The 14153-nt window shown below is 45.7% G+C and carries 16 protein-coding genes; 6 read left to right on the top strand and 10 right to left on the bottom strand.

From position 1 onward, the window contains the following. Positions 1 to 20: 20 nt before the first annotated feature. The 5 genes from T426_RS0108475 to T426_RS0108455 all read right to left on the bottom strand — a co-directional run bounded on the left by T426_RS0108475 (position 21) and on the right by T426_RS0108455 (position 4192). Entirely contained in the window at positions 21 to 1010 is a 990-nt protein-coding gene (locus tag T426_RS0108475; protein WP_025865789.1) for a potassium channel beta subunit family protein, read from the bottom strand. Between the two features lie 170 nt (positions 1011 to 1180). After that, a complete protein-coding gene (locus T426_RS0108470; RefSeq protein WP_027585536.1) occupies positions 1181 to 1873 on the bottom strand; it encodes a hypothetical protein in 693 nt (230 codons plus the stop codon). Between the two features lie 60 nt (positions 1874 to 1933). Further along, positions 1934 to 3172 carry a pyridoxal phosphate-dependent decarboxylase family protein gene (locus T426_RS0108465; RefSeq protein WP_025865787.1) on the bottom strand — a complete coding sequence of 413 codons (1239 nt, stop codon included), beginning with the start codon at positions 3170 to 3172 and terminating at the stop codon, positions 1934 to 1936. Between the two features lie 99 nt (positions 3173 to 3271). Beyond that, a complete protein-coding gene (locus tag T426_RS0108460; RefSeq protein WP_025865786.1) occupies positions 3272 to 3745 on the bottom strand; it encodes a hypothetical protein in 474 nt (157 codons plus the stop codon). A 33-nt stretch (positions 3746 to 3778) separates the two neighbouring features. Next, a complete protein-coding gene (locus T426_RS0108455) occupies positions 3779 to 4192 on the bottom strand; it encodes a hypothetical protein (RefSeq protein ID WP_027585535.1) in 414 nt (137 codons plus the stop codon). Between the two features lie 371 nt (positions 4193 to 4563). Here T426_RS0108455 and T426_RS23160 point away from each other — a divergent pair, with 371 nt between their 5' ends. The 6 genes from T426_RS23160 to T426_RS0108425 all read left to right on the top strand — a co-directional run bounded on the left by T426_RS23160 (position 4564) and on the right by T426_RS0108425 (position 8981). Then, positions 4564 to 4914, top strand: a complete 351-nt coding sequence (locus T426_RS23160) for a rhodanese-like domain-containing protein (protein WP_025865784.1) — start codon at positions 4564 to 4566, stop codon at positions 4912 to 4914. A 50-nt stretch (positions 4915 to 4964) separates the two neighbouring features. Then, positions 4965 to 5735: a sulfite exporter TauE/SafE family protein gene (locus tag T426_RS0108445; RefSeq protein ID WP_025865783.1), complete on the top strand. Its 771-nt coding sequence runs from the start codon at positions 4965 to 4967 to the stop codon at positions 5733 to 5735. A gap of 98 nt (positions 5736 to 5833) precedes the next feature. After that, the gene (locus tag T426_RS0108440; protein WP_025865782.1) at positions 5834 to 6853 is read left to right on the top strand and encodes a DUF1893 domain-containing protein; all 1020 of its coding nucleotides are present in this window, start codon (positions 5834 to 5836) and stop codon (positions 6851 to 6853) included. Further along, positions 6847 to 7653: a metal ABC transporter permease gene (locus tag T426_RS0108435; RefSeq protein ID WP_025865781.1), complete on the top strand. Its 807-nt coding sequence runs from the start codon at positions 6847 to 6849 to the stop codon at positions 7651 to 7653. The genes T426_RS0108440 and T426_RS0108435 overlap by 7 nt, the downstream gene beginning before the upstream one ends. Before the next feature lie 12 nt (positions 7654 to 7665). Next, on the top strand, positions 7666 to 8430 hold the full coding sequence (locus tag T426_RS0108430) for a metal ABC transporter substrate-binding protein (protein WP_025865780.1): 765 nt from the start codon (positions 7666 to 7668) through the stop codon (positions 8428 to 8430). A 119-nt stretch (positions 8431 to 8549) separates the two neighbouring features. Beyond that, positions 8550 to 8981, top strand: a complete 432-nt coding sequence (locus T426_RS0108425) for a DUF2147 domain-containing protein (protein WP_025865779.1) — start codon at positions 8550 to 8552, stop codon at positions 8979 to 8981. A gap of 117 nt (positions 8982 to 9098) precedes the next feature. On the opposite strand, the gene T426_RS0108420 is transcribed toward T426_RS0108425, so the two are convergent. The 5 genes from T426_RS0108420 to T426_RS0108400 form a co-directional block, all read right to left on the bottom strand. Further along, positions 9099 to 10016 carry a hypothetical protein gene (locus T426_RS0108420; protein ID WP_153637612.1) on the bottom strand — a complete coding sequence of 306 codons (918 nt, stop codon included), beginning with the start codon at positions 10014 to 10016 and terminating at the stop codon, positions 9099 to 9101. Between the two features lie 23 nt (positions 10017 to 10039). Beyond that, positions 10040 to 10492 (bottom strand): MarR family winged helix-turn-helix transcriptional regulator, encoded by a 453-nt coding sequence (locus T426_RS0108415; RefSeq protein ID WP_025865776.1) that lies wholly within the window; start codon positions 10490 to 10492, stop codon positions 10040 to 10042. A gap of 137 nt (positions 10493 to 10629) precedes the next feature. Beyond that, positions 10630 to 11748, bottom strand: a complete 1119-nt coding sequence (locus T426_RS0108410; protein WP_025865775.1) for a 4Fe-4S dicluster domain-containing protein — start codon at positions 11746 to 11748, stop codon at positions 10630 to 10632. A 6-nt stretch (positions 11749 to 11754) separates the two neighbouring features. Then, a complete protein-coding gene (locus T426_RS0108405; RefSeq protein WP_025865774.1) occupies positions 11755 to 12039 on the bottom strand; it encodes a hypothetical protein in 285 nt (94 codons plus the stop codon). A 33-nt stretch (positions 12040 to 12072) separates the two neighbouring features. After that, positions 12073 to 14010: a CoB--CoM heterodisulfide reductase iron-sulfur subunit A family protein gene (locus tag T426_RS0108400; protein ID WP_027585531.1), complete on the bottom strand. Its 1938-nt coding sequence runs from the start codon at positions 14008 to 14010 to the stop codon at positions 12073 to 12075. Positions 14011 to 14153 lie beyond the last annotated feature (143 nt).

The following is a 14153-nucleotide window of genomic DNA, read 5'->3' as shown; positions in this document are numbered from 1 at the left end:
AGTTTTCAATTTTATATCATTTAAAACATTGGTAATACCGGTTTGGTGCCCATGATTTCGTCAATCCGGTCTTTCACATCCGGCGTCAGTTTCGGGTACACTTCCAGTGCTTTCAGGTTCTCTTCCAGCTGTTCTTTTTTGGTAGCACCCAAAATAGTAGTGGTCACATTCGGATTGCTAATGGTCCATGCAATCGACAGCGTTGCCAGTGAAGTTCCCAAATCATCGGCTACTTTCTTCAGATTTCGGACCCGTTCAATTTTATCGTCATTCAGAATGTTGTTTTTCAGCCATTCCATCTTTTTGTCATCCAAACGCGAGCCTTCCGGGATACCATCGTTGTATTTTCCCGTAAGGAGACCCGAAGCCAGCGGACTCCAGATAGTGGTTCCCAAACCAACATCTTTAAAAATCGTCAGGTAGTCTTTTTCCAGCTTCGTGCGCTCGAAGAGGTTGTACTGCGGCTGCTCCATGGTCGGGCCAATAAGGCGGTATTTCTCAGCTACCATAAATGCTTCCATAATTTCGGCAGCACTCCACTCCGACGTTCCCCAATAAAGGATTTTTCCCTGTTGAATCAGGTGATTCATCGTCCAAACCACCTCTTCAATGGGAGTTTCCTTGTCGGGACGGTGGCAGAAATACAAATCGAGGTAATCGGTTTGCAAACGCTGCAATGCTTCGTTGCAGGCCTCCACCAGGTGCTTCCGCGATAGTCCGCGTTGCGTGGGTTTATTGTTTTCGCCATGAATGCCAAAAAATACCTTACTTGACACCACATACGAGGTACGGTCCCACTGTTTCTTCTTCAGGACACGTCCCATCATCTTTTCGCTTTCACCCATAGCATAGGCTTCGGCGTTGTCGAAAAAGTTGATACCACGCTCATAGGCCAGTCCCATCAGCATATCGGCTTTGCTATCATCGATTTGCTGATGAAATGTTACCCAACTTCCCAACGATAACGTACTCAGTTTTAATCCAGATTTTCCGAGTCTTCTATATTCCATCATATTAATATTTTGATTTTACAAGGTTTCGAATGAAACTTCTACCGGGGAAACAAAGCGAGGAAAGGAAAAGTTCAGCACACTCCTCAAATGCCTAAGCAAGCAAAAGCTCCCAGCCGGATGCATTCCAACAGGGAGCTTTTATAGAATATTTCGATAATTGTCGTCTCTTATAAAACCTTTGGCAGGTTATTCATAAAATACTGCGTACCTTTCACTTCATACTCTTCCGGCGCTTTTTTCCAGTCCATATCGATACGAACAACCGGAGAAGATAATAAAGAACCGATATCGTTCTTCGTCAATGTCACCGAACCATTGTAATAGGAAATATTGTAATTACTGAAGAAATGTTCTTTAAAACCCGGGTTGTATTGAAACTTCAACTCCTGGCCGTTCGCCAACAAAAAAGTTACGTCTTTCAAATCTCTCATGAAACCGAAGTAGCGGTTAGCATCTCCCACTGCAGCAGCCCACTCCAGGCGAATGGATATCACTCCTTTTTCGTTAACACACTCGGCACTACAACGCATCCGGCCTTTTTCCTCGCCAAAGAAACGAGCCAGTCGCGGACTGGATACATCGATAATTTGCTCCTTCATCGTCGAATCCACCCGGCTCGAATCAATTTTCATCGACCAGGAAGCCGGCGCCGTTGTTACTACGGGTGCGACAGCAGTCTGTGACTGAGTAGCGGAATTTGGAAGTGTATCTTTTACAAGCTGTCCTTCATCATACTTCCAGGTCCCGTTAGGAAACAACAGAACTTTATTTCCGGAGGCAGTTGTCGCCCTGATTTGAGCCGAAACTTTGCCCGCCATCAGGAGTATCAACAGAAAAGCAATAGCGTAAAATATTCTCATGGCAATGAATTTCCGTCTAAAATACAAACTTTATCTGCTCGTCCTTCCGCAAAAAGCAGATTACTTGCCGGCCAGATGAACTTTCAAATCCTCGACAAACGGCATGAGGTGATCGACCGTGACATGCTCCATCACCACAATCTTGTACCATTTCGGTTGTCCGTGACTGTCGGGAACCAGTCCGTATTTTTCTACCAATCCGGTTGGAATACTACTCGCACGCATCGTCACCAGGTTCGACGAAGGATTCCGGTAAAAAGGCACGTTAAGTTCTTCCAGCTGGTTGCAGAGCCATTCGGTGCGGTAATTCAGGATATGAATCTTCTCGAACCAGCCATGCGGACCGTAAGTCTGCAGAATCATCCAAACGGAAATAGCATTGGCACCAGAGCGGCTACCGATAATCGTGGCATCCATTCCCTGGACATACTGCGCTTCTTCCGTAGTAGCATACTTCATCCAGCCTTTCCTGATAAGAAAAATACCGGTACCAAACGGAGCCTGTACCATTTTGTGTGCATCCAGCGTAAACGAAGTAATTTCCGGATTCAGGAAGGTCAGATCTTCATCGGTTGTACTAAACGGATAAACAAATCCGCCATACGCACCGTCGATGTGAATTTTATACTCCACACCTGCCCTTTTCAATGCAGCAACATAGGTCTCGACCCGGTCAACCGATCCAAACATGGTGGTCATCATATTCGAAACCACGATGAAATACCGGATACCGGATGTCTTCGCCTCTTCCAGCTTTTGCTCCAAAACTTCCGGCTGGATTTCACGGGTCGTGTCATCTACCGGAACGGAAATCACCGGAAGGTTCATAATGTTTCCGGCTTTGGGCATGGAATAATGTGAATCGGCCGAGCAAAGAATGGCAATCTCGTTGTTTTTCGCCCCGCTTTCGCGGATGAAAAAGTTGCGGTAAATCCAGATAGCCTGCATATTTGCTTCCGTTCCACCCGATGCGACATAGCCATCATGTGAATCCGGGGCACCTTTCAGAATATCTTCTGCTACCAGGGCAATCAGTTCCCGTTCTATCTGCTGCGTTCCGGCAAAAAATTGCTCCGAATCACCCAGCGTATGGCACCCGATGTGATTCGGGTTGTGCACCATGGCCGATAGAAACGGCGCATCTTTCAGGTACGTGGCATCCTGGTTAAACACATTTTCGTCGAGGTGCGAAGCCGGAATGCCCAGCGTGGTTCTTTCTTTATAGTTGATATTCCGGTTCAGAGCGCCAAATACCCGCTCTCTGATTTCGTCTCCGGTTAACTTTTTCCAATAATGCATAATCCAATTTTTATCCGGCCCAAAGATAAACAAGCCGGCAAGGAAGGTAAGTGACGGATGTCAGTTATCAGGAAAGACTTGTATTGTATAGGTCGAAGATTATTTTTTCAGCATTTCACCTGTTCTCAAATAGTGATTGATAGCCTTCTCCCACCAAATCATGCTTTCGCGGAAACGGTCCTCGAATTTCGTTTTGAGCCACTTATTCTTCTGCTCGTTTAATGCTGTATACTCATAAGAAATCCGGGATGTGGTTGTTCCGTCTTCCCTTCCGTTTAATCGGATATTGATTCGGACAACCTCTTCTTCCGGGGTAACCCGGACAAATTCGATTTTGAAGTTGATTTTATCATAAACAGTCACATACCAGATGGTATCTTGTTGACCATGATGCGGCGTGGAAAAAATACAGCCCTCTTCAATCAATCCCGATACCGAATGAATCATGGTATAATCCCAGCCATCAAGCCAGTCCTTTTCCCGGACAGGACACAACAACGGAAAGACCGCTTCCGGTGCCGCAAGATTAAGTTGCTGATAGGTTCTTGATACCTGTATTCCCTGAAATTCCACTATTCCCTGTTTTAGTTGTCGGTTAAACAGTTTTCAACGTGTAAAAACCACTTCCATTATCAACTCATAACCTCCGCCAAGGGTCGGGTACTGCATCTTCAGGATAACTTTGTCCGGCCCTTCTTTGGTAAATGTTTGCACTAGCAGCGAATCGTGCCAGTTCATGGCCAGGGTATCATCATCCAAAAATTCACAGGTAGCGCTTAAGAAGTTACCCGAATTTTCAAACCACCAGTAGCGGTAAATCTCCGTTTTTTCGTCCCAGGCAAATATGCCTTTTGCTTCGCCGCCCGATGCGGTTGCATAATCGAAAATCACATAACGGCTGTTCATTTCCTTGGTAAATTTACCCACGCCGGTGTCGGTTCCGGCCGAACTCAGGCTACTTTCCGGAATATGGTAAGTTAAGTTCCATTCTCCCAACAAAAAATCAAATCGGTTCATCATTCGTGCAGGCATATCGTTTATTATTGTTTGTGTTCTGTTTCCCGATAACTAGACTTACTCACTGCCGGTCATTTCCATCATTCTCCCTCCCTGTGCGTTCCGGTTACCTAATGTAACAAGAAAAACCAGGAATTTGTATTTGAAAGTTTACAAAAATCCACCATCATTATAACACCACGTTATAGGAAATAACAATTTACGATTTGCATTCCTTATCCTACTGCCTTTATTTTACATCAGAATTTAAGAGAACAAAGTCCGTTAAAAGGACCTTTATACCATCCACTAACCAGCCCTGTGAATTAAACCTGCTTGTTGTTAATCCGGTCATTTGTAGATGACCCATGTCGAATTATTTAATTTCAAATGCCATGAACCGTAGAATTGAAAAAGGTATTAAAGAAGTGGATGCAGCTACTGCCTACGAAAAAATTAAAAATGGTGCTATCTTGATGGATGTTCGCGAGTGGGAAGAAATTGAACAAGTAGCCTTTGATGTCGAGAATACACTGGTAATGCCCATTAGTGAATTCGGTGCCCGGCTGGATGAAATACCGCGCGATGTAGAGGTAATTATTGGTTGCCGGAGTGGTTCACGCAGCTTTCAGGTAACCTGGGTTCTTTCGGAGCAGAATTTTGATAATGTGATCAACCTGAAAAACGGCATCATCAATTGGGCACAAAGCGGACTTCCTATCAAGGTCCGGGAAACAGCAAAATGAACTGATAACCTGATGGCTTAACAACATCAATTGATTTAACGACATAAACCATGATTTTACCGTATTTGTATGCCCTTCTTAGTGGATTATTATCGGGCGGCGCTTTAGGAATGACCGGTGGCGGCGGGTCCATTCTGGCCGTTCCGTTGTTGGTTTATTTGGTTGGTCAGGATGTTCATCTAGCCATCGGGACTTCATTGATTGCCGTTGGCGTTACTTCACTCATTTCTTCAGTCAGCTACATGCGGCAATCGCTTGTGAAATTTCGCATCGCCTTCCTGATGGCGGCACCGGGGTTGGTCAGCACCTATCTGGGCGCTTTGCTCAACAAACAGTTTAAAGGGCCGGTTCTGTTGCTTTTCTTTTCGCTGCTGATGATTTTCATCGGTTACCTGATGACCCGGAAGAAGAAAAATCAAACGGACGATTCCGCTGAACCAGGAAAAATCAACTACACCCGGATTGTTGTGCTGGGTTTTATCACCGGATTTGCCAGTGGTTTTTTCGGTGTGGGCGGAGGTTTCCTTTTGGTTCCGGCGTTGTACCTGGGCGCCCGGCTGAAAATGAAAGAAGCCATTGCCACTTCCCTTTTTATCATCTTCCTTTTCGGAACGTTTGGACTAGCCAGTTATCTCATTCAGGGACGCGAAGTCAATTTGTTGATGAGTGCTGTATTTGTTGTTGGAGGATCGCTTGGCGGAATTATTGGTGCCTGGTACGCCAAACGTCTCAATCAGGCCCGGCTTCGGTACATCTTTTCCATTTTCATTATCCTTATCGGGATAGGTATTTTTGCTCAAAATCTGTTGGAACTAATATAATCCGGTTTCCCGGAATCAACATCTCTCCCATTTTCCAGCCATTTCCATTCTGTGCTTTGCCCGAAAAGTCTTATTTTGACGGGCAAAACTAACGACCGTTGGAACACTCACTCATCGTCAGGCGCGGAGAAGAAATCGTTTTTACCAGTAACGAACACTGGCTGCATCCGCTTTTTGAACTCGAAGACTACCTGAAAGGGAAAAACATACCACCTTCAGAACTTTTCGTGCGCGATAAAATTGCGGGAAAGGCAGCAGCCTGTCTAATGGTGCGTTTAGGAGTCACCCGCTGTCGTGTAGAATTGCTCAGCGAGCGGGCTATTCCGGTTTTCAGGGCGCATGGTGTAGAATTTTCCTACGGTGAACTGGTCGAGCATATACAGTGCCGCACCGAAGATCTGATTACGGATGCCATGAGCATCGACGATGCCTACCTTTTTCTGCGAAAGCGTGCCGGACGTGTTCAAGGTTTACCTGTAAAGATTGAGAACTTGACGGTCGATATCGGTCGGAAAAGCATTCTCGAAGACCTTAGTCTGGAACTGGGACGCGGCGAACAGTTAGTGATTCACGGGGCAAACGGTACCGGAAAAACCACATTGTTACGCACACTTCTCGGATTTATTCAACCAGTTCAGGGAACCATTCGCATTGGCGACATCAACGTTGGAAGCAATGAATGGCGACAAAACCGCAGCTTGGTGGGCTATGTACATCAGGAGAATGTCAAAAATACCTTCCCGATTTCCGCCGAAGAGGTGGCTGCTATAGGACTCAGTGAACGTAAACTTTCCTCAAAAGAAATTGCATACCGGGTGGAAGTAGCCATGCGGCGAACCGGCTGTTTCCATTTGGCCAGGCAATCCTATCACAGTCTATCCGGCGGCGAAAAACAACGGATTTCCCTGGCTCGTTGCCTGTGTCAGAATGCGCGTGTGTTGCTTTTTGATGAGCCTACTTCATTTCTCGATTCGAGCGGAAAGGAAGATTTATTGGAATTGCTGAATGAACTTAGTTCAACCGAAGCGCCAACCATGATTCTCGTCTCCCATGAAACGGCCTGGCTCGATCAGCTGAACTGGCCGCGAAAAGAGCTTAAAGGAGGACGGTTATGTTAGAGATGCTTTCCCTCGCTCCCATTTTGAAAGGTCTGCTGGTACTGACTTTCGCAGGATTTACCTTCCCGGTAACGGGCGTTTACCTGCTACGCATGAACCTGCTACCACTACGCTTCATGCTGATGCACGGTGCTATTCTGGGAGGTGCTATCGCATTGGCCATGCAGTACAACCCATTCTGGACCACGATGCTGGTCAACCTACTGATGGTGCTGTTGATGACCAAAACCTCGCGTTCCATGCAGGTCGATACCGGACAAATCAGCATGTTCATGATGGTCATCTCCATTTCGTTGGCTTTCATCTTCATCTATAAATTCAATGTTCCCGCACAGGATACACTTTCATTGTTGTGGGGAAGTTTGTTCGCCCTCAGCTGGCACGAAGTAATTGGCGTACTGGCCTTTTCAGGCCTTTTACTGGCCTTTCAGTTCCGTTACCGGCGGAAGCTCCGTGCGGTGTTCTTCGACCGCGAAATTGCCTTCTCTTCCGGTGTAAACGAGGGCCGATTGTACTATGCGATCATCCTGCTGACTGCCATTACCGTAGCAGCCGCCATGAAACTCATCGGAGCGCTCCTGCTTGACGCATTGTTGCTGTTGCCGGCGCTCATTGCATCGCTTCACGCGAAAAGTTTGCGGGGCGTCATCATCTGGTCGTGCCTGTGGGGCGGCATTTTTTCCCTTTCGGGATTCTTTCTCTCGCTGGCAATAGACATTCCGGCCAGTTCGGGTGTTGCATTAATGGCGTCGGTGGTTTTCCTAATCATCTACGTAAATCACAAACGCTTTAAATCATAAATCAATCCACACATGAAATTTTCACCAACCCGTTGTTTCCTTGTTTTGCTAATGCTGATAGGCTTTTCATTTTCCGCAAAAGCGCAGAATGTGGTAGCCACCAATGCCTGGACTGCGGCTTTCGCCGAAGCAGCCGGGGCAAAAAATGTCACGGTACTGGCTCCTTTTCAAATGCAGCATCCCACGGAATACGAATTGCGTCCAGGCGACATTCCGCGTGTGATGAAAGCCGACCTGATCGTATTTGCCGGTTATGAAACGATGATCGACAAGATGCGAAAAGGATTACATGTCGATGAGAGCAAAATGCTGCAAATCGATACACGTTATGATTTACCGACCATTCGGAAATCCATTATGAAAATTGCTGAAAGGCTCGGAACAAAGGAACAAGCCGAAGCGAATATCCAACAGATTGAAACCGTGATTGACGAGGCGAAGGAGACACTGAAAAAAGATGGAATACTAAATAAGCCGGTGTTAGTTCACTTCTTTCAAAAACCTCTGGCCAAAGAGCTTGGCTTGCAGGTAGCCGGTGTCTTTGGTCCGGCACCACCCGAAGCCCGACAGATTGGCGACATGTCGAAAACCAATGCCATGCTAATTATCGACAATGCGCACAATCCGGTGGGAAAACCGTTGAAGGAAGTGCTTCCTGATGCCCAACTTGTCTCGTTGCTCAATTTTCCGGGCACACATCATACCAAGACCCTACTGGATGTAATTCGGTACAATGTGCAGCAATTAACCCGCGCTTCTTCTGTTATGAAAAAGTAGACTGTTTCGTTAGGTGTGTTTACATGTTATTTAACCAAACAGCAAAAATTAAAATCGGATTTTTGGTTGAAAATTCTATTTTTGAGAAAAACTGAAAACTAAACTAGTATATGTTAAATATGAAGAAATCACTCAGTATTCTTTTTACCCTTTTCCTGGTCAACCTGGCGGCCACCGTTTTTGCGCAGGACGTTACCGGCGTTTGGACCACCATTGACGACAAAACCGGCAAACCCAAATCGGAAGTCAGGATCTATGTTCAGGATGGTAAATTGTATGGCAAAATCATCAAATTATTCCGGGAAGACCCGAATGCCGATCCTCTCTGCGACAAATGCAAAGGAAATCTGCACAATCAACATATCCTGGGCATGCAAATCATTAATGGGTTGACCCAAAACGACGATGGCGAATGGGTTGGCGACGACGGCATTATGGATCCTGAAAACGGTAAGTTTTACGATGTAAAAATCTGGCGTGAAGGCAACGTGCTCAGAGTGCGCGGGTACATTGGATTTTTGTACCGAACGCAGAAATGGGAAAAGAGTTGACGGAAGAAGAGAGACATTAGACAAAAGATTATAGAGAACTTTCTAAGACAAGATAAAAAGCCCCGACTTCGTAATGATGCCGGGGCTCTTATTTAGTCTTTTTACGTGACACAAACGCTATGCAGCAGCCAGCTTACCTTCTTCTCCTACATTTGAAGAGCGGGTAAAACCACTTTTGCTCAGCAGCCAAACAATAACAAATCCCCAAACAAAGTTAGAGGAAGCTGTTTCGATAAAGTGCGCCAGCCGGACTTCCGAAACCATCAAAGCGTTGGGCAACAAATGCTGGGCATTCATCAACAAAGCGAACAACAAACCAACCATCAGGGCTTTGAGCCAAACGCCGGTTCTCATCGCCAACATCACTGGGATGGCAATGGCAATCCAAACCAGTCCACGAACAATCTGCAAAAGATGCAATTCAGAAAAAACAAATGCTCCAAGTTGAGCGATAAAATTAGGCTGCGACTCGATTCCCTCATACAATGCCCGGACTTCCGGCACCCGCCAGGCAATAAAATACCCGGCCAGCTGATACAAAAACGGATACACCACCACGCTAAGTATTGCTATATTCAGCCAGAACATTTTTCCCGGTACAAACTTTCCAGTCTTGCCATCAGCTTCTTTCCAGTTTCCGGTAATACGCACCGCTAAAGGGCTCCAAATGGTCGCAAGAACAACTCCGGTAAACATCATCGACCAGGCCAGGTTTACCGGCATTTTCAAATATTCCCCGAAGAAAACAGCTTCGACAGCACTCAGAGCAAACTGGACGACAAATATTTCCAAAGCCAGTAAACCGACCAGCTTCCATCCTTTCCAGTTGGAAAAGTACATTAGCGCATACAAAAGCGACGTATGAATCAAGCAAACGACCGTCATCCTTAGCAGCAGTTGCCCGGCATCGACTCCGGATGCACTCAGCTCGAACGGAAATAATTGGCTTCCAATTCCTAAACCGACGCTCCAGATTATCTGCATCATGATACTTAATAACAATAGTTTACCTATTGCTATGAAAATTGTCTTCATTCGTTACAAGTTTGATTAATTGATTATGATTCAGAATTATCAGAAAGATTGTTTTCAATTTTTTGGAGCACTTCCAGTGTCCGGTCAAGCTCCTCATCCGAAAGGTTGCCTAAAGCCTGCACATATATTTCACCGGAAAGCATCACCAGCTGATCCTGCAGGTTTCTCCCATGGTCAGTCAAAAAAATACGCTTGGCACGCTTATCATCCATATTGTCCAGGCGCCGGATAAGATCGCGCTTAATCATATTATTGACCACACGTGAGATGGTTGTCTTATCACGCTGGCTTCTGTCAGCCAACTCCTTGATACTGATTCCTTCGTTGTACCACAATATGGTTAACAATGAAAACTGTTCAGGCGTAAGGTCCAGGTTTTCTTTGCGGAAGACATTCTCGACATGCTGGTGCACCTTCCTGGCAATGGCTCCCAACTGAAATATCAGGTTGTCGTCCAATGATTTTGGAATTCTCATGACTTTTTAGATGTATATGCAACCAAATTACGGTATCGAAATGAGAAAAGCAATAGCAAGCAATAAAAAAATCCGGCTACAAGACTGGAAAACAGCCTTGAGCCGGATATGAGCATTGATTGAGAGAGGGATTTTTTCTATTCCCTATTCCGGGCCAGAAAATATAGTGCAATGGGCCGGTAAACTGCATGTGCAAATTTCGAGAAAGCAAACAGAATGACCAGTTCCATTGATATAATGGTGTGAATCATGAAGATAACCTGACTAAGTGTTTCACTCAGATTAAACGAAACGGCCACCTCCATCCAAAAACCGGTTAAGCCGGCCACCCACAGGAAGAACAAGAACATCCAGTCCGCCAGCTTGGTGGCCTCATATGTTTTCGTAGGTTTCGTGATGCGGTAGAACATCGCCAGTGATGTTCCGTAAATAAGGAACAATCCGGAAACGGTACCCAGGATGCGGGACGGCAGCCAGATGGTTGTTGCCGGATCTTTAAACAGGAAGTCAAGAATGGTAGCTACCAGCAAGCCGATAAAGCCCCACATGATAGACCAGTGAACAAACCACGGACGAACAAGATTTGGTTTGGTACTCCAGTATTCACCTTCGTCGGTCGAACACTTTTGGTAACGTCCCATGGTTCCAATCTCGGTCATAACCTCGCCTATTGATTGAAAAATTGATTTTTTGGTTTTATTTGAGTCTGTATTGTGTTTGCTGTTCAGTCTGCGGCTCATGCTGAAAATACCCAAAAGAGCCGTCAATCCGGTAAAGGAAAAGACAATCAGTCCCATCAAGTGAATGACCGCATAAGGCATCCAGCTGAAAATCCAGCGCGATACCGTGAAGTCCGGTTTCATGGTTAGTAAAAAGAAACCCAGAATCGTTGCTAAAACAAGGGTCAACAGAATGGAAAACGGATTGCTTTTGAAAATGAGCTTCGTGATACCCGATGGTTCATAATTCGCAATCGCATAACGGCGTAAACCAGCCATTAATTCGCCCGGATCGGCCTGACGAGGACAGGTTGCAGAACAATCGCCACAGTGATAACACATCCAGAGTTCTTTGCTGCTCAGAATTTCTTCCTTCATTCCCAGCATACTGTAGCGAATCATCATTCTTGGAAAACTGGCATTCTCTTCCGTCAGACTACAAACGGCTGTACAATTACCACAGTTGTAGCAGGCGCTGAAATCGACCGCTCCATACTTTGCTATATCTTTTGCCAGTTTAGGATCTACCTTTGACATAACTGTTTAGTTCTTTTGATTCAAGTGATAGTAAAAATACTCGTCCATGTCATCGATCTCGCCGGTCACCACATCGCCATACTTTCGCATCGACATCACATAATAGGTTGCTTCATGGGCGGGAAGTTCAGTCGCACGGGCAATTTCCGGAATGGTTTTCGGGCCTTCCTTCAATGCCTCTTTGATTAACTTCTTCATTTTATTGTAATGCTTGATATTGGCTTTCACCTCATCCGAAACCGTCCGCTTTTCCTTCATTACCTTGACGGTACGTTGTTTTTCTCCTGCCATCTTATCGATTGTTATACAGTTTACAATTCGGCGTTAATAATCACTTTCCGTAAGGGCATCAATCATGCCTTCAATTTCGGTATTGGTGTAACCGGAAAGCTCAATGGCATCGGTCGGACATACCGGAAGACACATTCCGCAACCTTTACAGTTCGATTCGATGACGCGGGCCACTTTCTTTCCGTTCTCTTCAATAAATTCGAAAGCTCCGAACGGACAGGCCGTTGTACATTTGTCGCAAGCTTCACATTTCTCCGAGTCAACCGTCGCCATGATGGGCTCAAGCGTGATTTCCTCTCGTTTCAACAGCGAATATGTCTTGGCAGCTGCTGCCAACGAAGATTTCACCGATTCGGTAATGTTTTTCGGGCCCTGGCAAACACCGGCAATCAGCACGCCATCAATGGTAGTTTCCACCGGGCGCAGTTTCGGGTGAATTTCGTTGTAAAATTTATCCCGTCCACGAGGAATCTTCAGCGACTCACCTATTGCATTGTCTTTCCGCGGTATCATTCCGGTGACAAGAACCACCAAATCAGGCTCTATCTCAAGTTCTTTCCCGGCCGTTAGGATATCATTTACTTTAACTACCGTATGCTTTCCATTCCTTGAAACTTCCGGGAACGTATCTTCATTGAACTGAATATAGATATCGCCGTTTTTCGATGACTTTTCGTAAAGTACCTCCTGTTTACCGTAAGTACGAATGCCCCGGTTGATGTGATAAACAGTCATTTCCGGCACTTTTTCACGCACCTTAATAGCACTGTGAACAGCAGAGGTACAGCAGTAACGCGAGCAATATTTGTTCTCGCCTTCCGGCTGACGGCTTCCGACACAGTAGATATAGGCCATACTCCGGATTTTCTTTCCATTGACGACCAGATCTTGACCGTTAAGTTCCAGGTAGCGTTCCAGTTGCGGCAGAGTGATAACATTATCGTAGTCACCATAACCAAATTCTGATTTCTCCGGCTCATAGGGATCAAAGCCGGTGGTAATCATCAGCGAGCCGGTTTGAAGCGTAATACGCTCTTCTTCCAGGTTCAAATCGACAGCTTCGCTAACTTCGGCACATTTACCACATTGGGTGCAAGTTGCTGCATCGATGGAGGCGATTTCCGGAAATTGGCCGGGATGATAATTCATCAACGCTTTCCGCTTGGTGATACCGAAGTTGAATCCATCAGAAACTTCCACCGGACAAACCTGAATAGCTTTCTCCAGTCCGGAAGTATCAGCATCTTTCTTTATGCCACGCGGAGTGATTTTCACCTCAATCTCGAAGTTACCGACACTTCCTTTCTTTGAAACAAGTTCAGCACCTGTAAACAGATTGATATTCTGACGCTTATTTACTTCCTGGTAAAGATATGATACAACTGATTTTCCGGTTTCGCCAGGCATAAAAAGCTCGCCCCATTGCGAAGTGCGACCACCAACATAGTGCGCTTTTTCAATCAGGTACACTTGCGAACCCATATCAGCCAGCTCAATAGCTGCCTTCATTCCGGCTACTCCAGCGCCAACTACTGTCGTAATATTTTTTGCTGAAATGGAAACCGGTTCCATGGCCACTGAGTGGGAAACCCGCTCTACAGCGGAACGCACCAGGGCAATGGCCTTTTCGGTTGCACCTTTTTTATCATCGGAGTGTGCCCATGAACTTTGCTCACGGATATTTGCGTGAACATAGTTATACGGATTCAGTCCGGCCCGTTCAGCAACTGCACGGAAAGTAAAGAGGTGTAGTTTCGGGGAGCAGGAAGCCACTACAATTCCATCGAGTCCCAGGTTTTTGATGTCTTCCGCGATTTCCTTCTGTGAGGAATCGGCACAGGCAAAAATGGTATGTTTGGCAATGGCAACGCCGCCAATCTTTTCGGCTTCTTCCCTGACTTTGTTGACATCAACAACGTCGGAAATATTACCGCCACAGTGACAAACGTATACGCCAATCTTGTTCTTCATGCAAAATGAGTTGAAAGTTAGGAAACCCCGGATGCCGCGACGAAGCGTTTATTCGTTCCGAAAAAGCAAAAACATCGAAAACTTTACCGGGAAATATTCCCAAATTAATTTAATTCATTATTCAAGTAATCTATTCTTACAGC

It is taken from the genome of Prolixibacter bellariivorans ATCC BAA-1284 (assembly GCF_000621705.1).
In the GTDB taxonomy this organism is placed as follows: domain Bacteria; phylum Bacteroidota; class Bacteroidia; order Bacteroidales; family Prolixibacteraceae; genus Prolixibacter; species Prolixibacter bellariivorans.
Note: the sequence above shows the minus strand (reverse complement) of the source record. Positions and strands in the feature narration are given on the sequence as shown.